Raw genomic sequence first — 22,580 nt, forward strand, 5'->3', positions numbered from 1 at the left:
CTTTCAGCAAGGATATTGTTACTTATGTTGCTTATTTTTTCTCCATTAATCTTTCTAGTTTTTCTAATCGCTCTAAAACCGCTTCTTGTTCTTTTTTCATTTGATCTATTTGGTCTTGTTGCTCAATAGTATGCAAGAATAACTCTTCCACTTTTTCTAGTAATTCAACGGAAAGGTTTGTTAAATCAAAACCATACCCTCCTTCATTTTTACGTAAATCACTAATTGGAGTTACCCCTGGCAAGTGGTGATTTTCTTTGACAAATCGCGCAATATCGGTTAACGTATTAAACTCATACGTCAGTTTGATATCAGAACTTCCAGTAAAGTATTTCTCAAATACATAATCTGCATATACTGCATTGGTTGTAAAAAACTTACCTGTTGTCACTACATCTCCTGCAACAAATAATTTTGCCGTTGGATCTGTAGCTGGAATCTGACTTGCCCCTATGGCAACTGTTCCTGTTTGATAAATGTTTTCTGTGTTTAATGTAGCCACTGTTGTCGATCCCTGAACTAACCAAGGCGAAGCAGGTGCCACTGCTGATTTATCTGCCCATCCTGGAACACTACTAGCATCGGTTACCAAGATTTGATTCGGTGATAGAGAATTAGCTATATCTTCTGGAAGTATGGTTCCATTTTTGATATGTGTCGATGTTACTCCTCCATCTGCCACTTTAATACTCGCTTCTTTTAATAAAGTCGCAGAACCATCTGTTACTGTAATTGACGCATCAGATTTCAGCTCTTTACCAGATATAACCTTAGTTACATCAACATCTGGTGTGCCTGGTATCCAAGAAGTTCCATCAAACACCAAGGCTTGTCCATCTGTAACTGTTGTGGCAACTACTGGATTTCCTTGAATCTTGTCTAATCTTGTTGATCCTGTTGCTCCTGTTATATCTCCAGCAAGGGTTACGCTGCCTAAATCAACTTCTTCTTTCGTCCCATCATCCTTGATATAGTAGTACTTATTCTCTGTACTATTGTATTCTACGTTTCCGTATTTACCTTCTAATTGATTTACTACTTCTGTGATAAAGGCTGTGTTTTGTGCAATCACTTTAACGTCTAACTGCACTTTGTTCCCATCTGAATCAGTTACCGTCAACATATCCGCATCAAGCGTAAAGCTTACGTTTGTCGTATTGATCGACGACCAATCTATAGTACCTTCGGTTCCATCGTCTTGGATGTAGTAGAATCTATTCTCGTCGCTATTGTAGTAAACGTTTCCGTATTTGCCTTTTAGCTTGTTGACAATATTAGTAATCAACGTCTGGTTATTCCCTACATTGGTAATAAACTCGTCATTAGTTGTCAACTCAGTGATAAAACTAGAATTGCTTGCAATCTCTTTAACGTCCAGCTGCACTTTGTTCCCATCAGAATCAGTCACCGTCAACATATCCGCATCGAGGGTAAAGCTTACGTTCGTAGTATTGATCGACGACCAATCTATAGTTCCCTCGGTTCCATCGTCTTGGATGTAGTAGAATCTGTTCTCATCTACATTGTAGTATACGTTTCCGTATTTGCCTTTTAGCTTGTTGACAATATTAGTAATCAACGTCTGATTATTCCCTACATTGGTAATAAACTCGTCATTAGTTGTCAACTCAGTGATAAAACTAGAATTGCTAGCGATCTCTTTAACGTCTAACTGCACTTTGTTCCCATCTGAATCAGTTACCGTCAACATATCCGCATCAAGCGTAAAGCTTACGTTTGTAGTATTAATTGACGACCAATCTATAGTTCCCTCTGTTCCATCGTCTTGGATGTAGTAGAATCTATTCTCGTCTACATTGTAGTATACGTTTCCGTATTTGCCTTTTAGCTTGTTGACAATGTTGGTAATCAACGTCTGGTTATTCCCTACATTGGTAATGAACTCATCATTAGTGGTCAACTCAGTGATAAAACTAGAATTGCTAGCGATCTCTTTAACGTCTAACTGCACTTTATTGCCATCGGAATCAGTCACCGTCAACATATCCGCATCAAGGGTAAAGCTTACGTTAGTCGTATTAATCGACGACCAATCTATAGTTCCCTCTGTTCCATCGTCTTGGATGTAGTAGAATCTGTTCTCGTCTACATTGTAGTAAACATTTCCGTATTTGCCTTTGAGCTTGTTGACAATGTTGGTAATCAACGTCTGGTTATTCCCTACATTGGTAATAAACTCGTCATTAGTTGTCAACTCAGTGATAAAACTAGAATTGCTTGCAATCTCTTTAACGTCCAGCTGCACTTTGTTCCCATCAGAATCAGTCACCGTCAACATATCCGCATCGAGGGTAAAACTTACGTTAGTCGTATTAATCGAAGACCAATCTATAGTTCCCTCAGTTCCATCGTCTTGGATGTAGTAGAATCTGTTCTCGTCTACATTGTAGTATACGTTTCCGTATTTGCCTTTTAGCTTGTTGATGATTTCTGTGATGAACTCACTGTTGTTTGTAATTTTCGTTACAAACTCTTGATTTTGTGTAAGTTCCTCAATGAAGGTAGAGTTGTTCGCAATCTCTTTAACGTCCAGTTGCACTTTGTTGCCATCGGAATCAGTCACCGTCAACATATCTGCATCGAGGGTAAAGCTTACGTTAGTCGTATTAATCGACGACCAATCAATAGTTCCCTCTGTTCCATCGTCTTGGATGTAGTAGAATCTATTCTCGTCTACATTGTAGTAAACATTTCCGTATTTGCCTTTTAGCTTGTTGACAATATTGGTAATCAACGTCTGGTTATTCCCTACATTGGTAATAAACTCGTCATTAGTGGTCAACTCAGTGATAAAACTAGAATTGCTTGCAATCTCTTTTACATCCAGCTGCACTTTGTTCCCATCGGAATCAGTCACCGTCAACATATCCGCATCGAGGGTAAAGCTAACGTTTGTGGTATTGATCGACGACCAATCAATAGTTCCCTCTGTTCCATCGTCTTGGATGTAGTAGAATCTGTTCTCGTCTACATTGTAGTATACGTTTCCGTATTTGCCTTTTAGCTTGTTGATGATTTCTGTGATGAACTCGTTATTGCTTGTAATTTTCGTTACAAACTCTTGATTTTGTGTAAGTTCCTCAATAAAGGTAGAGTTGTTCGCAATCTCTTTAACGTCTAACTGCACTTTGTTCCCATCGGAATCAGTCACCGTCAACATATCTGCATCGAGCGTAAAGCTTACGTTAGTAGTATTAATTGACGACCAATCTATAGTTCCCTCTGTTCCATCTTCTTGGATGTAGTAGAACCTGTTCTCGTCTACATTGTAGTAAACATTTCCGTATTTGCCTTTGAGCTTGTTGACAATGTTGGTAATCAACGTCTGGTTATTCCCTACATTGGTAATAAACTCGTCATTAGTGGTCAACTCAGTGATAAAACTAGAATTGCTTGCAATCTCTTTAACGCCTAACTGCACTTTGTTCCCATCGGAATCAGTTACCGTCAACATATCCGCATCTAACGTAAAGCTTACGTTTGTGGTATTAATCGACGACCAATCTATAGTTCCCTCTGTTCCATCGTCTTGGATGTAGTAGAATCTATTCTCGTCGCTATTGTAATATACGTTTCCGTATTTACCTTTTAGCTTGTTGATGATTTCTGTGATGAACTCATTGTTGTTTGTAATTTTCGTTACAAACTCTTGATTTTGTGTAAGTTCCTCAATAAAGGTAGAGTTGTTCGCAATCTCTTTTACATCCAGCTGCACTTTGTTCCCATCTGAATCAGTCACCGTCAACATATCCGCATCGAGCGTAAAGCTTACGTTTGTCGTATTAATTGACGACCAATCAATAGTTCCCTCTGTTCCATCGTCTTGGATGTAGTAGAATCTGTTCTCGTCTACATTGTAGTATACGTTTCCGTATTTGCCTTTTAGCTTGTTGACAATGTTGGTAATCAACGTCTGGTTATTCCCTACATTGGTAATAAACTCGTCATTAGTTGTCAACTCAGTGATAAAACTAGAATTGCTAGCGATATCTTTAACGTCTAACTGCACTTTGTTCCCATCGGAATCAGTTACCGTCAACATATCCGCATCGAGGGTAAAGCTCACGTTTGTAGTATTGATTGACGACCAATCAATAGTTCCCTCTGTTCCATCGTCTTGGATGTAGTAGAATCTATTCTCGTCTACATTGTAGTATACGTTCCCGTATTTGCCTTTTAGCTTGTTGACAATTTCTGTGATGAACTCGTTATTGCTTGTAATTTTCGTTACAAACTCTTGATTTTGTGTAAGTTCCTCAATGAAGGTAGAGTTGTTCGCAATCTCTTTAACGTCTAACTGCACTTTGTTCCCATCGGAATCAGTTACCGTCAACATATCTGCATCAAGGGTAAAGCTCACGTTTGTAGTATTAATTGACGACCAATCTATAGTTCCCTCTGTTCCATCGTCTTGGATGTAGTAGAATCTATTCTCGTCAATGTTGTAGTATACGTTTCCGTATTTGCCTTTTAGCTTGTTGATTACCTCTGTGATGAACTCGTTATTGTTGGTAATTTTCGTTACAAACTCTTGATTTTGTGTAAGTTCCTCAATAAAGGTAGAGTTGTTGGCAATCTCTTTTACATCCAGTTGCACTTTATTTCCATCGGAATCAGTTACCGTCAACATATCCGCATCGAGGGTAAAGCTTACGTTCGTAGTATTGATTGACGACCAATCAATAGTACCTTCGGTTCCATCGTCTTGGATGTAGTAGAATCTGTTCTCATCTACATTGTAGTATACGTTCCCGTATTTGCCTTTGAGCTTGTTGATTACCTCTGTGATGAACTCGTTATTGCTTGTAATTTTCGTCACAAACTCTTGATTTTGTGTAAGTTCCTCAATAAAGGTAGAGTTGTTGGCAATCTCTTTTACATCCAGCTGCACTTTGTTCCCATCGGAATCAGTCACCGTCAACATATCCGCATCAAGCGTAAAACTTACGTTAGTCGTATTGATTGAAGACCAATCAATAGTACCCTCAGTTCCATCGTCTTGGATGTAGTAGAATCTATTCTCGTCTATGTTGTAGTATACGTTTCCGTATTTGCCTTTTAGCTTGTTGATTACCTCTGTGATGAACTCATTATTGCTTGTAATTTTCGTTACAAACTCTTGATTTTGTGTAAGTTCCTCAATAAAGGTGGAGTTATTGGCAATCTCTTTTACATCCAGTTGCACTTTGTTCCCATCGGAATCAGTCACCGTCAACATATCCGCATCGAGCGTAAAACTTACGTTAGTCGTATTGATCGAAGACCAATCAATAGTACCTTCGGTTCCATCGTCTTGGATATAGTAGAACCTGTTCTCATCTACATTGTAGTATACGTTTCCGTATTTACCTTTTAATTTGTTGATTACCTCTGTGATGAACTCGTTATTGCTTGTAATTTTAGTTACAAACTCTTGATTTTGTGTAAGTTCCTCAATAAAGGTAGAGTTATTGGCAATCTCTTTAACGTCTAACTGCACTTTGTTCCCATCGGAATCAGTTACCGTCAACATATCTGCATCAAGCGTAAAGCTTACGTTAGTCGTATTGATTGACGACCAATCTATAGTACCTTCAGTTCCATCGTCTTGGATGTAGTAGAATCTATTCTCATCTACATTGTAGTATACGTTTCCGTATTTGCCTTTTAGCTTGTTGATGATTTCTGTGATGAACTCGTTGTTGCTTGTAATTTTCGTTACAAACTCTTGATTTTGTGTAAGTTCCTCAATGAAGGTAGAGTTATTGGCAATCTCTTTAACGTCTAACTGCACTTTGTTGCCATCGGAATCAGTCACCGTCAACATATCCGCATCAAGGGTAAAGCTAACGTTAGTCGTATTGATCGAAGACCAATCAATAGTACCCTCTGTTCCATCGTCTTGGATGTAGTAGAATCTATTCTCGTCTACATTGTAGTAAACGTTTCCGTATTTGCCTTTTAGCTTGTTGATTACCTCTGTGATGAACACGTTGTTGCTTGTAATTTTCGTTACAAACTCTTGATTTTGTGTAAGTTACTCAATAAAGGTAGAGTTATTGGCAATCTCTTTTACATCCAGCTGCACTTTGTTCCCATCGGAATCAGTTACCGTCAACATATCCGCATCAAGGGTAAAGCTTACGTTTGTGGTATTAATCGACGACCAATCAATAGTTCCCTCTGTTCCATCGTCTTGGATGTAGTAGAATCTGTTCTCGTCTACATTGTAGTAAACATTTCCGTATTTACCTTTGAGCTTGTTGACAATTTCTGTGATGAACTCGTTATTGCTTGTAATTTTCGTTACAAACTCTTGATTTTGTGTAAGTTCCTCAATGAAGGTAGAGTTGTTGGCAATCTCTTTTACATCCAGTTGCACTTTGTTCCCATCGGAATCAGTCACCGTCAACATATCTGCATCAAGCGTAAAACTTACGTTAGTCGTATTGATTGAAGACCAATCAATAGTTCCCTCGGTTCCATCGTCTTGGATGTAGTAGAATCTGTTCTCGTCTACATTGTAGTATACGTTTCCGTATTTGCCTTTTAGCTTGTTGATTACCTCTGTGATGAACTCGTTGTTGCTTGTAATTTTCGTTACAAACTCTTGATTTTGTGTAAGTTCCTCAATAAAGGTAGAGTTATTGGCAATCTCTTTAACGTCTAACTGCACTTTGTTCCCATCGGAATCAGTTACCGTCAACATATCTGCATCAAGCGTAAAGCTTACGTTAGTCGTATTGATTGACGACCAATCTATAGTACCTTCAGTTCCATCGTCTTGGATGTAGTAGAATCTATTCTCATCTACATTGTAGTATACGTTTCCGTATTTGCCTTTTAGCTTGTTGATGATTTCTGTGATGAACTCGTTGTTGCTTGTAATTTTCGTTACAAACTCTTGATTTTGTGTAAGTTCCTCAATGAAGGTAGAGTTATTGGCAATCTCTTTAACGTCCAGTTGCACTTTGTTGCCATCGGAATCAGTCACCGTCAACATATCCGCATCAAGGGTAAAGCTTACGTTCGTAGTATTGATCGACGACCAATCTATAGTTCCCTCGGTTCCATCGTCTTGGATGTAGTAGAATCTGTTCTCGTCAATGTTGTAGTATACGTTTCCGTATTTACCTTTTAGCTTGTTGATTACCTCTGTGATGAACTCGTTGTTGTTTGTAATTTTCGTTACAAACTCTTGATTTTGTGTAAGTTCCTCAATGAAGGTAGAGTTATTGGCAATCTCTTTTACATCCAGTTGCACTTTGTTCCCATCGGAATCAGTCACCGTCAACATATCCGCATCTAACGTAAAGCTTACGTTAGTCGTATTAATCGACGACCAATCAATAGTTCCCTCTGTTCCATCGTCTTGGATGTAGTAGAACCTGTTCTCGTCAATGTTGTAGTAAACGTTTCCGTATTTGCCTTTTAGCTTGTTGATTACCTCTGTGATGAACTCGTTATTGCTTGTAATTTTCGTTACAAACTCTTGATTTTGTGTAAGTTCCTCAATGAAGGTAGAGTTATTGGCAATCTCTTTTACATCCAGTTGCACTTTGTTCCCATCGGAATCAGTCACCGTCAACATATCCGCATCAAGGGTAAAGCTTACGTTAGTCGTATTGATCGACGACCAATCAATAGTTCCCTCTGTTCCATCGTCTTGGATGTAGTAGAATCTGTTCTCGTCAATGTTGTAGTATACGTTTCCGTATTTGCCTTTTAATTTATTGATTACCTCCGTGATGAACTCGTTGTTGCTTGTAATTTTCGTTACAAACTCTTGATTTTGTGTAAGTTCCTCAATGAAGGTAGAGTTGTTTGCAATCTCTTTAACGTCTAACTGCACTTTGTTCCCATCGGAATCAGTTACCGTCAACATATCCGCATCGAGGGTAAAGCTAACGTTCGTAGTATTGATCGACGACCAATCAATAGTTCCCTCTGTTCCATCGTCTTGGATGTAGTAGAATCTGTTCTCGTCTATGTTGTAGTATACGTTTCCGTATTTACCTTTTAGCTTGTTGATTACCTCTGTGATGAACTCGTTATTGCTTGTAATTTTCGTTACAAACTCTTGATTTTGTGTAAGTTCCTCAATGAAGGTAGAGTTGTTCGCAATCTCTTTAACGTCTAACTGTACTTTGTTGCCATCGGAATCAGTCACTGTCAACATATCCGCATCGAGGGTAAAGCTAACGTTAGTCGTATTGATTGACGACCAATCTATAGTACCTTCTGTTCCATCGTCTTGGATGTAGTAGAACCTGTTCTCGTCAATGTTGTAGTATACGTTTCCGTATTTACCTTTTAGCTTGTTGATTACCTCTGTGATGAACTCGTTGTTGCTTGTAATTTTCGTTACAAACTCTTGATTTTGTGTAAGCTCCTCAATAAAGGTAGAGTTGTTGGCAATCTCTTTTACATCCAGTTGCACTTTGTTGCCATCGGAATCAGTCACTGTCAACATATCCGCATCGAGGGTAAAGCTAACGTTAGTCGTATTGATTGACGACCAATCTATAGTACCTTCAGTTCCATCGTCTTGGATATAGTAGAATCTATTCTCGTCTACATTGTAGTATACGTTTCCGTATTTGCCTTTTAATTTGTTGATGATTTCTGTGATGAACTCGTTGTTGCTTGTAATTTTCGTTACAAACTCTTGATTTTGTGTCAGTTCCTCAATGAAGGTAGAGTTGTTCGCAATCTCTTTAACATCCAACTGTACTTTGTTCCCATCGGAATCAGTCACCGTCAACATATCCGCATCGAGGGTAAAGCTTACGTTCGTAGTATTGATCGACGACCAATCAATAGTACCTTCGGTTCCATCGTCTTGGATGTAGTAGAACCTGTTCTCGTCTATGTTGTAGTATACGTTTCCGTATTTGCCTTTTAATTTGTTGATGATTTCTGTGATGAAGGCAGGGTTTTCAGTTAACTTATTTACAAAAGTCAAATTACTAGCAATATCTTGCACAGCCAAACGAACAGATCGATTATCAAGATCCGTGATCATTAAGAAATCATCTTCTAAGGTAAAACTAACGTTTGTAGTATTGAGGTCTTCCCACGTAATTAGGATAGGTGCTCCGTTGTCATCGAGATAATAAAACTTATGATCTTCCGTATTGTAGTAAACATTACCGTATTTGCCTTTTAATTTATTTACAATTTCGGTAATGAAGTTTGAATTATTTACAATTTCATCCAACGACAGCGATACCGTATTTCCATCAGAATCGGTGATTGTCAGGTGATTATCAATTAAAGTGAAGCTTTGGTTGGTTGTATTCACATAGGATTGTGAATTTAACAGGCGAACCCATCTATCTTTTTTCCAGTAGTAAAAACCAGAAGGAAAATCTTCGTGTCCAAGGTTATAAACGAATAAACTTTCAGTTAGATCACCTGAAATAGCATCTTTATCCGTTTCACTGTTTAAAATGACTCTAGGAAATAAAACCCCCTTATTTGTAGAGACGATATCTAGTTGACTTGAATTAGCTGGAGTTACAGTTCCAATACCAACTTGGGCAGTTACAAAACCAGTTGCAAACAACGCCATCAATGGAATAACTTTTCTAATCATATTACAATTTTTAATAAATTTTACTCATTTTTTTATTAAATTTAAACACAATTACCCCATCAAAAACACCAAAAAAATATAAAACCAACAAGCAAACTATAGTCTTCCATTAAATTATCTCTATTTTTAAACTTCATTTTGAGATTTATTCTCAACTTATTGTTCTCAAAAAGCACTTTTATTTAAAAATAAACGCTGAGAACTATAAGAATTAAGGGATATTGAATCGAAAAATGAAAAATCAAATAAGTAAAAAAGAAAGATAATGAGTAATTAACACCTAACTACTTCCCTTCCCCTAGGAAGCATATAGATAAATAACACCATAGTAAAAACGAAAAACACAAATAATAAACACCTTTTTAGATTCATCTAAATGCCTCAACCCCCCGTAATCCTTTGAAAACCACAACTATTAGCTTTATTCTATATAGCAATAATTACTTTTACTTCTAAAAAGGGTGTTTTTTCACTCGAAGGAAGACAAAAAAAACACCCCAAAAAGCGCATGCTTTTTGGGGTGTTATATCTACGTATTGCGAATTTAAAATCTTACAATTTCTCTTCTCTAATTTTCTCAATCACTTCTGGATTGATTAAGGTTGATACATCTCCAAAGTCTTTGGTTTCTCCTTCAGCAATGGATCGTAAAATGCGGCGCATAATCTTTCCAGAACGTGTTTTAGGCAAGCTATCCACGAATTGAATTTTATCCAACTTCGCAATTGGTCCAATGTGACTGCTGATATATTGGTTGATTTCTTTTTTAACATTCTCTCGATCTCTGTACTCTCCTTCTACTTTGAGTGTAATAAATCCATAGAGGGCATTTCCTTTGATTTCGTGTTTATATCCTACGACAGCACTTTCTGCCACAGCTGGATGTTCGTTGATCGCATCTTCAATAGGTGCCGTACCTAAATTATGTCCTGAAACAATCACAACATCATCAGCGCGTCCTGTGATTCTGTAGTATCCTACTTCGTCTCTCAATGCGCCATCCCCTGTAAAATACTTTCCAGGGAACTGGCTAAAGTAGGTGTCTTTATAGCGTTGGTGATCCCCCCAAATGGTACGAGCCATCGAAGGCCAAGGGAATTTGATGCAAAGAGAACCGTCAATTTGGTTGTCGTCAATTTCGTTTCGCTTTTCATCCATTAAAACGGCTTGAATACCTGGCAATGGCAACGTAGCATAGGTTGGTTTTGTTGGGGTAATAAACGGCAAAGGAGAGATTAAAATACTTCCTGTTTCTGTTTGCCACCACGTATCCACAATGGGACATTTTTTCTTTCCTACATGATCATTGTACCAGTGCCATGCCTCTTCGTTAATTGGCTCTCCTACGGATCCAATCACGCGTAGACTCGATAAGTCGTGTTCATTGACATACTTATAATCTTCTGTCATCAACGAGCGAATGGCCGTTGGGGCTGTATAGAATTGGGTTACTTTATACTTGTCGATGATATCCCAAAAACGGCTCGGATTGGGATAGGTAGGTATTCCTTCAAACATAATCGTTGTTGCCCCGTTTAACAAGGGACCGTACACAATATAGGAGTGCCCTGTAATCCATCCACAGTCTGCCGTACACCAAAAAATATCATCGTCTTTGTAATCAAATATATTTTTAAATGAATAGGCCGTTTGTACCATATAACCTGCTGTGGTATGCACCATCCCCTTTGGTGTTCCGGTTGAACCCGAAGTATACAGAATAAATAAAGGATCTTCAGCATCCATCACTTGAGCGACGTGATTCGTAGAAGCCGCATCTAATAAAGGGTTTAACCAAATGTCGCGTTCAGGCATCATCTCGATATCCGCTTCTGTGCGCTGCACAACTAGTACACGCTCAACCGAAGGACACGATTTTAACGCTTCATCAATAATGGGTTTTAAGGGGATACTCTTGCTTCCTCTAAAACTTCCATCAGAGGTAATAACAAATTGACAGGCAGCATCGTTAATTCGCTTGCTAACCGCTGAGGATGAAAATCCTGCAAAAATAACACTGTGCACTGCGCCAATTCGCGCACAAGCCAACATAGCCACCGCTAATTCTGGAATCATTGGCAAATAAATACAAACGCGATCGCCTTTTTTAACGCCTTGTTCTTTTAAGACGTTTGCCATTTTGCAAACGCGATTAAACAAGTCGTTATACGTAATGATTTGTGGATGTTCCTCAGGATTGTTCGGTTCAAAGATAATAGCGGGCTTCTCTCCTCTTTTCGCTAGGTGTCTATCCACGCAGTTTTTTACGATGTTTAATTTTGCGTTGACAAACCACTCAAACTTAGATTCTTCCATATCAAATTGAAAAACCTTATCCCAAACTTGATACCATACAAAGTTTTCTTCTGCTATTTTGCTCCAAAACTTTCTAGGTTCTCGCACAGATTTTTTATAATGCTTAAAATACTGTTCGAGATTCTCTATTTTATAATAACTCATATGTAGTGTGTGGTTTTTATTTTATTTCGTTTATGTTACTTCCTATAAAAATAAAAGATTATTAGTATATAGCAAAAAACCATACGAACTTTTTATTTAAAATTCGCATGGTTTCTCTTCTAATATAAAAAAATAAATCACTCTTCTCAAACTAATGAAAGGTTGGATTCATTTACTTTGGTTAAAAATTAAACATTCGCTGTTTGGCTTGTTCAAATTCGCGCATAATAGTAGCGATAATAGCAGCTACAGGCTCGATGTGGTGAATTAATCCTGCCACTTGTCCTGCTTCTAATTCTCCTTCTACTAAATCGCCTTCGAACATTCCTTTTTTCGATCGTCCTTTGCTTAGGTAAGCGCGTAAATCTTCTTTGCTAGCTCCTGCTTGATACAGTTCTTCAATACCTTGATAAAACTCATTTTTTATCAAACGAACGGGCGCTAATTCTTTTAGGGTTAGAATGGTATCTCCTTCTTCTACTTGGGTCACCTTATGCTTAAACGCTTGGTGTGCTGAACTTTCCGTAGACGCGATAAAACGCGTACCCATTTGCACCCCATCCGCACCGAGAATCATCGCAGCTAACATACCACTTCCTGTTGCAATTCCCCCAGCAGCAATCAAGGGAATTTGTACCTTTTCTTTGACCATGGGAATTAACGTAAAAGTGGTCGTTTCCTCTCTTCCGTTGTGCCCCCCAGCTTCAAACCCCTCTGCAACAAGGGCATCGACTCCTGCATCTTGTGCTTTTAATGCAAATTTAGACGAGCTAACTACATGGGCTACTGTGATCCCGTGTGACTTTAAGAAAGGAGTCCACAATTTGGGATTACCCGCAGAGGTAAACACAATTTTAACCCCTTCTTCTACAATAATATCCATCACTTCTTGTAGGTCCGGATACAATAGGGATACATTGACACCAAACGGCTTATCCGTCGCTTGCTTGCACTTTTGGATATGCGTTCTCAAAACTTCTGGATACATCGATCCTGCGCCAATTAGTCCTAATCCTCCTGCATTGCTTACGGCACTGGCAAGTTTATAGCCACTATTCCAAACCATTCCCCCTTGAATAATGGGGTATTGTATGTTAAAAAGCGAGGTAATGCTGTTCTTTGCCATCTGTTTTGATCTTTCTTTTAGTTTACTTTCGATATTACACCAGAGCCAATTAATTCTTCTCCGATATGCCAAGATACGAATTGTCCTTCAGTAATCGCTGATTGTGGCTCATCAAAACGCACATACATACCGCTATCCATTTTGTGTAAAGTCGCTTCTTGTAAGGGTTGACGGTAGCGAATACGCGCTTTTATACGCAGTGTTTCACCTGATTTTAGCTGTAAATCTTCGCGAATCCAATGAATTTCACCCTCTTGTACAAAAAGCGTTTTATGGAACAAACCAGGATGTGTATTGCCTTGTCCTGTATAGATGATATTGTTTTCTACATCGGTTGCAATAACAAATAAGGGATCTACTGTTCCACCAACATTCAACCCTTTGCGTTGTCCTGTAGTGAAATAATGCGCACCATAGTGATCTCCCACTTTTTTACCCATCTCTGGGGTATACTGAAACGCTTTGGCTTCGGCATATAATTCTTCTGCTAAGGTTGTAGGTGCTACTCCTGTACTAGCAAAAATCGGTGCATCTTTCGGAATCTCGTAGATAAAACCATCTTTGGGTTTTAATTGTTGTTGTAAAAATTCAGGTAAGCGAACTTTTCCAATAAAACACAACCCTTGGGAATCTTTTTTCTCTGCGGTAATTAAATCTGCCTCGGTGGCAATTTCTCTTACTTTTGATTTGTACAATTCTCCAACGGGAAATAAGGCTTTTGCCAATTGCTCTTGTGACAATTGACATAGGAAGTACGATTGATCTTTTGACGGATCAACGCCTGCTAATAATTTATATACGGTTTGGGTTGTGCCATCTGCAGCTACCACTTCTTCTTCCGCTTTTCTACAATAGTGTCCTGTCGCTACATAATCCGCACCTAACTCTAAGGCAATTTTCATGAAAACATCGAACTTAATCTCTCTATTGCACAGTACGTCTGGATTTGGGGTACGACCATTTTCGTACTCCTTAAACATATAATCTACAATCTTCTCCTTATATTGTTCACTTAAATCCACAGTTTGAAAAGGGATGCCTAATTTCTCAGCAACCATCAGAGCGTCATTGCTATCTTCTAGCCAGGGACACTCATTCGAAATGGTAACGGTATCATCATGCCAATTTTTCATGAATAATCCGATCACTTCGTATCCTTGTTCTTTCAATAAGTAGGCGGCAACACTTGAGTCTACCCCCCCTGAAAGTCCTACTACTACTCTTTTCATATTTTAAAAAAACTAAGAGGCAAAGTTACGGAGAATTGCGCTAAACTCATGCGATTTTAGATTTTCTTTAGAATAGTGAGTGGTGAGTGGTGAATAGTGAGTGGTGAATAGTGAGTACCACTTACCACTCACCACTTACCACTTACCACTTACCACTTACCACTTACCACTTACCACTTACCACTTACCACTTACCACTTACCACTTACCACTTACCACTTACCACTTACCACTTACCACTTACCACTCACCACTCACCTATAATCCGATGCTATAGCGCAACTGAATCCCAAAATTGTAATTTTTAAAAGCAGTGGTTGTACTTTCTTGTAGACTGTGATAGGTCAAAGCTTGCTCGCGAACAGGCTGATAAGCTACCAATTGTTTGGGTTTCTCACTTCCACTTGATTTTTGGTTGTTTAACCCCAAGTCAACATACAACCCTATATAGAGGTTTTGATTGTCTCGTAGGTTGTGTCTGACTCCAAACTCTCCAATCCAAGCCCATCGATTTTTTAATTCTGCATCGGGTTTGTATTCCACTTGTTCTTGATACCCAAATCCCGCATACAACAAATCGTGATCGAGGTGTAAATTGTATTGCGGAAAATATCCTGAAGTCTGCAATTGATTCCACGTCAGGGTAGCTTTGGTATTCATCATCAAGGAATACTGAACCCCAGTTCGAATATACAGTGCCGTTTCTCCTTTTCCGACATAGTGTACGGTTAAGGGAATATTGAGTTGGGAAACCTTCCATTGTTCTTTGTACTTTTTTCCGTCATAGCTAAACGTAAAAGCCTCGTTTTCCCAATCGGTTTCTTGACTTGCTCCCTTGAGGTTTCTCCCTGTAAAATCAGTAGTTTGACTGGCATATTGAATGCCAACTCCCATACTCCAATTGGGTGTTAAATAGTAATCATACTGTAATCCAATCGCTGTCGCTACTTTTAAATCAGCCGCAATTGAATTGGGTAAGCTACCATAATTTTGGTGCATTCCCACTTTTACTGTTGCCCCTACTTCGTGATCCTTATAATAGTATGGCTTGTATTGCGCCTGCACGGGCACATAGCTCATTAAAAATAATCCTATAAAAAAATATACGTCTTGTTTCATCCTTATTGATTTTTGAAATTCCCCTGCATCAGAACTAAAATCCCGCTGTAATACAGAGAGAAATCTCCATTAGCCTTTGTTATTGAACAATAAATTGAATTCCCTGTTGTTTGCCTGCCCTATTCAAAACTAGATAATACGATCCTGCTGCCACTGTTGACGGAATTTCAATTCCCATCTTCCCTTTATCCAATGCTCCACTTTTAATTAGCTGTCCTGTGATGTTGTAGATCTTGTATGTTGTAGCTTCTTGACGAGCTTCCTCCTCTAGTCGAACATACAACCAAGCGCTCTTTTGTACAGGGTTTGGATATACAGCCCAATTCTCAGTTGTTTTCCCTTGAATAAAGATGGGACAACTTCTTATTTTTTGTCCATTGTGTAGCGTCAGCTCCACGAGGTATTCTGCGTCAACATCTAAGGTTGTACCAGCATCGCCTTGCTCAGCATAGAATTGCTTTTTGCCAAGTGACATTCCATTTTTAAACCACTCATACCCACTGAATACGTAACCTCCGTTGGTTTGCTTGTTGTTGTTGACCAATAAAACTTTGTCGTATTTTTGGAATACAATACGTTCTGTTGGAATGCGCTTGTCTATGCGTATGGTGTAAGTTGTTGTGACTTGTCCATTTGCCGATTGTACCACTATGACTTGTTCGTGGATTCCATAGGTTGTCACGGGAACTGTGATATAGTTTGACGGACTTACTACTGCACCAACTTGGGTGATAATTTCCAACACCACTTCTTCTTGTGGAGTCGAACAGTCTAAGACTAATTCTACTACTTTTTCTATTTTTCCATGGGAAACACCATCGACAAGGAGATTCCAAATGCTCGCATCTCTACTGCTTATTTCAATGGTTTGCGAAACTGGGGCTGCCGCTTTGTAATTGGCATTTCCTTCTTGATGTGCTGTTACGGTAACAACCCCTGGTTGTAGGAAGTGAATAACTCCTGCTGCATCCACTTGAGCAAGGGCTTGCTCGGCAGGATCATCTATCGTATACGTTACAGCCAAACCAGAACTAGCCACTGCTTGAAGTGGTAAGGATGGCGTATCCTCTAAGACAACAGTCGAAACGGCTCCAAAGCGAATGTGTTGTTCTGCCGGAGTAATGGTCAATGTTCCCACTAAACGCAAGGGTTCGTAGTTTGGTTCATCTGTAATCGTAGCCACTACAGTATAGCGTCCTACTTGGGTTTGTTCGTTGTTTTCATAGGTTACTACTGCTCCAAGACTCAAAGGTCCCTCTACCTGTAAATACTGAGGTTCCCCATCGTAAACAACCGTTTTTGAAGGCAAGATAAGCCCTTGTATTTCACCTCTTTTAATTTCAAAAGAGGCTGTTGTAAACGAGCGAATAGTGTAATTTGAGCGTGGAGCGAGACTACCTTGTACAATGGTATATTGACCTACTTCTTCACCAGGTTCGCGTTTTAATTGTCCCGTCATGGTGTTAGCCGGATAATCTCCACGTCTCAATCCTTGAATCTCATACCTCAATACGGGATCTGCTTGTCCATAATGTTTGTATTGTCCTATTTCTACAACAATAGCAACTGGCGCTGGGGTAATCTCAAAGCGCTCTTCTGTATTCAATCGCAATACATAATTATTAGCGATGCTTTCCAAGCTTCCAAGTGTATATCGGTAGCGACCTACATTTTCACTTGTACTTCTACCTAAGGCACCGCGTAAAGCTGTTGCTATGGTATCTCCATTTCTTAATCCCTCTACAGTAAAAGCAAGAGTAGGATCATCAGTTCCATATTCCTTTTCTTGGTTTTGTTGGGGATAAATAACCAATTCAATGGGAAAAATGGTTAAATCAGCGGCTTGATATACGAGGGTATAATCCGTTGATGCAGCCAAACTTCCCTGTTGGATTTCGTAAGTTCCTACAGCCTCTCCTACTTCGCGAACTAAGCTTCCTGTAAGAGTATCTGTTCCCTTTAATCCACGAACCGTATAGGTTAACAAAGGATCCGTATCTCCATACACTTTGGTTTTCGCTTCTGCGGTTATGGTTACTGTGGCAGGTGTAATGGTTAAATCAGCGGCTTGATACGCAACCGTATAATCCGTTGTTGCCGCTACACTTCCCTGTTGGATTTCGTACGTCCCTACAGCCTCTCCTACTTCGCGAACTAAGCTTCCTGTAAGAGTATCTGTTCCCTTTAATCCACGAACCGTATAGGTTAATATTGGATCTATATCTCCATACACTTTGGTTTTTGCTTCTGCGGTTATGGTAACTGTGGCAGGTGTAATATCTAAATCAGCGGCTTGATATACGAGGGTATAATCCGTTGATGCAGCTACACTTCCCTGTTGGATTTCGTACGTTCCTACAGTTTCTCCTCCTTCGCGAACTAAGCTTCCTGTAAGAGTATCTGTTCCTTTTAATCCATTAACCGTATAGGTTAACAAAGGATCCGTATCTCCATACACTTTGGTTTTTGCTTCTGCGGTTATGGTAACTGTGGCAGGGGTAATATCTAAATCAGCGGCTTGATATACGAGGGTATAATCCGTTGATGCAGCTACACTTCCCTGCTGAATTTCATAAGTTCCTACAGTTTCTCCTACTTCGCGAACTAGGCTTCCTGTAAGAGTATCTGTTCCCTTTAATCCATTAACCGTATAAGTTAATGTTGGATCCGTATCTCCATATACTTTGGTTTTCGCTTCTGCGGTTATGGTAACTGTGGCAGGTGTAATGGTTAAATCAGCAGCTTCAAATTGCAACGTATACCCAGCTACTGCTGTCAATGTACCTTGGGTGATGGCATAACTACTTACATTTTCTCCTGGTTCACGAGACAAACTACCCATCAAGACCGTACTTGGATCAACTGCAGGATCCAATCCTGATACGGTATAGGTTAATGTTGGATCCGTATCTCCATAGACTTTGGTTTTGTCATTTGCCTGAACCACAATAGTGGTTGTTCGAATCGTTAGATTAGCTGGTTGGTACCGCATTGCATAATTCGCAGAAGTCAAGGCTAATGTTCCTTGCGTAATAGGATAAACCCCCGTTTCTTCTCCCGGATCTCTCGTTAAAGTACCAGTCAATACATCTTCTGCTAGTTCCCCATTTTTGAGTCCTGAAACCTGATAAATCAACATAGGATCGGCTGCCCCCATTTCTTTGGTTTTTGCATCTGCAGTTACCGTTAATGGAGCGGGTGAAATCGTCAAGGTGGCCGTAGTCATAATCAAACTATAATTCGAAGAGGTAGTTAGAGTCCCTTGGCGAATCGCATAAGAACCGACATTTTCACCTGGATCTCGAGCTAAACTTCCTGTTAATGGTATCTCACTATAGCCGCCATAAATCGTATACCTTAACTCAGGATCGGCATCTCCATAGTATTTGGTTATGGCTGTAGGAATAACATAAAGTGTTAATGGGTTAACAACCAAGGTAATTTTACTCCTTTTACTTTCACAGCCTGCTGTACTAAACGTACTGACCCAATATACATGGGTTCCTACGGGTAACACAGCTATATCGGGTGTAGGAATACTCACTCCACCTGTTTCCTCTTCATACCAAGTTAAAACGTATGGTCCCAATACACTTCTAATACCAACTAGTATCACTTGGGTCTGGGTGTTATATTGAAAAGAGGAAGATACACTAATCGAATTTAATTTAGGGTCCTCTATTTCCACTTGAATAGGAGTTCGACGCACACTCTCCTGTCCTCCAATAGTTTGAGTCGCATAATAGGTCCCACTGCTGAGCAGTGTAGACGGTAGCAATGCAGTAGTTGCTGTTTCACTCGCATACCACTTGATGTTTTCGCCAGTAGCGGTTAAATCGCTAACTTTTTTATTTTCGTTTTTACAAAACACTTGATCAACAGCCACAGGAGGTGGTGTCACTTCTAGAATCTTTACGGTATAGTCGGCCCATGTTCCATAATTATAACTGCCACAAGGGTCAGCTCCATCGTCCATACCTCCTGCATTCGCAATGCGATTCCAAATGCGCATGCGATAATTTCCCGTAGCTATAGTATTAGGTATAGTCACAGTAGCTGTATATACTTGGGTATTGTTAGGAATATAATCCGATAGCGCCGATACTTCTGTCTGTTGATCAAAAACGCCATCGTTATTAAAATCAATAGCCACTCCCATCCCCGTATACCCCGTTGTGGTTACATTAAAAGTATACGTATTTCCAACTGTCAAATCTGGAATAGACTCAGCTGTTCGATCTCTTTGGGTGTAAGAAGGGATTTGGTCGGTAAAATTAATTTCATCAATATTCACTACGGTAATTCGGTGATTAGAGGATCCATTTACATAGGTTGGCGTACACCAATTGGGAGTGAACGTTGCTGCATCTGTCCAATAGCTTTCCTCTGTTGCCGTACAATTCGCTTTCACATAAGCGTGATACGTTGTTCCTGCAACTAGATTAGCCAGGTTTACTGTCCTTGTATTTGAATCTACTTGTGCTGAAAAAGCTAAGCCGGTAGTTCCACTGCCCGCTTCTCCTGAAGTTCGTATTTCATAGGTATATCCTTCCGTATTGGGCGATGATGTTGCTGTCCAAGCGATCGTTGCAGTGTTTAAACCTACAGCTGAAACAGTCAAATCAGTTGGTACAAGGCACGAAGGAATGGGTTCAAAACGAATATCATCCATATAGATTGCTTGATACTCACTGCTCAAACCATGGGCTAATCCAAAGTAATTAGCCGTTCCAGCCGGAAAATTGACGAAATACTCTTTGAATGACGTAGTCAATGGTATGGTTGCTAAAGATTGCATTCCGACAGTCGTATTGGGATCTTCTAAGGTAACTACGTTTAAGGTTGATAGAGCAGAAGCTGTACTCCTCGCTCGAAATCGAACGCGATACCCTCCATTACCCAAATGATTTGTTGGAGGAGAAACCACCAGTAAATCACCCGTATTTTGGTTGCTATTATATAAATATAAGCTGTGATTTCCGGAATAAGCAGAAGCACTACTGGTGTATAGATACCCATTACCAGTACTGATTTTTCCCCAACACCCAGGCAAACTAGCATTGTTAACTGTCCCTACAGGTTGGGACTCAAAGTTTTCAATAAAAGCGCCTCGAGTTTCACACAAGGTAGTGAAAACAAAGGGACCTAGCCAATCTCCAAATTCTGTTGTACTACATTTAGATCTCACATAAAAATAGAAGGTTTCTCCACTAGTTAAAAACGGCAATTCAACGGTTAAATTGCTTGCAATAGTAGATCCACTTACTACGAATCCTGTATTTCCATCGCTAGGATTTCCATAGCTTCTCACTTGGAAATCATATCCTCTATCCGGTGCTATGTTCGGTGGAGTGATATTAGCCTTAGCCGTAGAGGAAGTAATTTGATTGATGATAATTGATGTCGGATTCGGACAAGAAGGAACCAACTCAGCTGTGGCGCCAAAAACACTACTAATTCCCTGTCCTTCTACATGCGAAAACGCAATAGACTTAATTGCTTTCGTTTGATTTTCAAGCGTAATAGGTATCGGAAATTGATACAATCTAGGGTTGGTTGTTGAATTTTCCAACATATTATTCATTCGATTGATTCTTCCAAATCCTTGAAAAGCAACTGACAGATTTGTTCCATTGTACCAATCAGGTAAAGTAATGCTCATCACTTGAAATGAATCATCTTCAAAAATCACCTTACATTCCAAAACAGAAGAACCAGAAGTAGAAGTAGCTAAAATGTAGATATTTTGGGATTTTACTTGCCCACCTACGTTAGATGTAATCGTATTCACAGTAGTTTTCAACCGAATAACATTATTACTACTGTAATCTTGAAGTTGAAACAGCAAATTCGGTGTCGTCGAGTCTTGAGAAGTAATGCTTCCATTCGTTGGCAAGCCACTTGTCATTGGTTGTGATTCGGCGGTTAACTTCCAATCCAAACTGCGAAGGCAATAGGACACACCATCTATATCATTTGTTGTACTCGACACAGCGGTTCCAATTCCATTGGCAATCACATCTTCATTAAACCCATCTAGACTTAGCGGTTGATAGGTTTGTGCATGAAGAACAACATTCCACAACAAAAATAGTGGAAGTAAAAAAGTAAGGGGTGCTTTTTTCATAGGATAGAGATCGAGTTTAATTGGCAATCCAGTCAAAATGAAGAACCAAATTTTTATAAAATTATCTCTTTAGTTAAAAAAATGAAAAAATACGGGGTGGACAAAAGGGTGGACAAATCAATATAGCGCAATAAAATTATATTAAACAACTATATATCAATACATTACAACACATCCAATTCTAAGACTTGCTGCTTCAACTTCTATACGTACACTGAACAAGAGCGGATAGTTCCTTTTAAAACTAAGCAAAAAAACGGGTTCAGAAAAACCCAATGTCTATGACCTCACCTTTTTAAAAGCAAAAAGGATGCCCTATTGGACATCCTTTGCTGCTTCGCTTATGCGTTTTTCTCTTCTGCCATTTTTGTGTACTCAGCGATTAAATAGCTTAAGTGATCCCATTTGATTGAGTTATATGGGAATTTCTGTAGAAATTCTTGGTTGTCTCCAAAAAGGAAATTGTAGTGTTCTTCAAATTCTCCTTTTTTAAGCCAAATCACTTCCTCACCTTTTTTAACGTAATAGGATTTAATTACTCCCCCACCGATGCTAGGTCCTCCACCAAAGCTAATAGAGGATGTTTCAGAAGCCATTGGATCTGCATATACTTCTATTTGACTACTAAAGCTTGGGTTGATCAATTGCATCAAGTATTCCTTTTCCGCTTTTTTGTTTTTTAAAGAGGCGGTGATGTTTCTTACATACACTTCATCTGGATTGGTTGATTTTGATAAATTTTTACTACCCCAATTACGCGAATTCTCAAAATAGCTAGCTACTTTAGCTCCTTTGTATCCACCCGACCAAGCCCATATTTCATAAGCTAACGTAAGGTAGTAAGTTTGCTTGAAATAATAAAGAGATGAGCAAACAAGAAATAATGTACTCTCATGTAGAGGATTGGAAAACAAGTGGATT

Annotated in this window: 7 protein-coding genes and 1 pseudogene; all 8 read right to left on the bottom strand. The window is 39.3% G+C overall.

The genetic code is table 11. From position 1 onward, the window contains the following. Window positions 1–31 precede the first annotated feature (31 nt). Window positions 32–5,992, bottom strand: a complete 5,961-nt coding sequence (locus H4K35_RS15805; RefSeq protein ID WP_255492429.1) for a hypothetical protein — start codon at window positions 5,990–5,992, stop codon at window positions 32–34. 45 nt (window positions 5,993–6,037) lie between these two features. Further along, complete coding sequence (locus tag H4K35_RS10510; protein ID WP_182627720.1) at window positions 6,038–9,598, bottom strand: hypothetical protein; 3,561 nt, start codon at window positions 9,596–9,598, stop codon at window positions 6,038–6,040. A 552-nt stretch (window positions 9,599–10,150) separates the two neighbouring features. Beyond that, complete coding sequence (gene acs, locus H4K35_RS10515; RefSeq protein ID WP_182627722.1) at window positions 10,151–12,058, bottom strand: acetate--CoA ligase; 1,908 nt, start codon at window positions 12,056–12,058, stop codon at window positions 10,151–10,153. 181 nt (window positions 12,059–12,239) lie between these two features. Further along, on the bottom strand, window positions 12,240–13,184 hold the full coding sequence (locus H4K35_RS10520) for a nitronate monooxygenase family protein (RefSeq protein WP_182627724.1): 945 nt from the start codon (window positions 13,182–13,184) through the stop codon (window positions 12,240–12,242). 17 nt (window positions 13,185–13,201) lie between these two features. After that, the gene (mnmA, locus tag H4K35_RS10525; RefSeq protein WP_182627727.1) at window positions 13,202–14,413 is read right to left on the bottom strand and encodes a tRNA 2-thiouridine(34) synthase MnmA; all 1,212 of its coding nucleotides are present in this window, start codon (window positions 14,411–14,413) and stop codon (window positions 13,202–13,204) included. Window positions 14,414–14,671: 258 nt separating this feature from the next. Beyond that, window positions 14,672–15,532, bottom strand: coding sequence for an outer membrane beta-barrel protein (locus tag H4K35_RS10530; protein WP_182627728.1), 861 nt, complete (start codon window positions 15,530–15,532; stop codon window positions 14,672–14,674). A 79-nt stretch (window positions 15,533–15,611) separates the two neighbouring features. Then, on the bottom strand, window positions 15,612–21,659 hold the full coding sequence (locus tag H4K35_RS10535; protein WP_182627730.1) for an MBG domain-containing protein: 6,048 nt from the start codon (window positions 21,657–21,659) through the stop codon (window positions 15,612–15,614). 341 nt (window positions 21,660–22,000) lie between these two features. Then, a pseudogene (locus tag H4K35_RS10540) lies at window positions 22,001–22,580 on the bottom strand (hypothetical protein); the annotation flags it as partial.

Origin of the sequence: Myroides sp. NP-2, from assembly GCF_014145665.1 — a bacterium.
In the GTDB taxonomy this organism is placed as follows: Bacteria; Bacteroidota; Bacteroidia; order Flavobacteriales; family Flavobacteriaceae; genus Flavobacterium.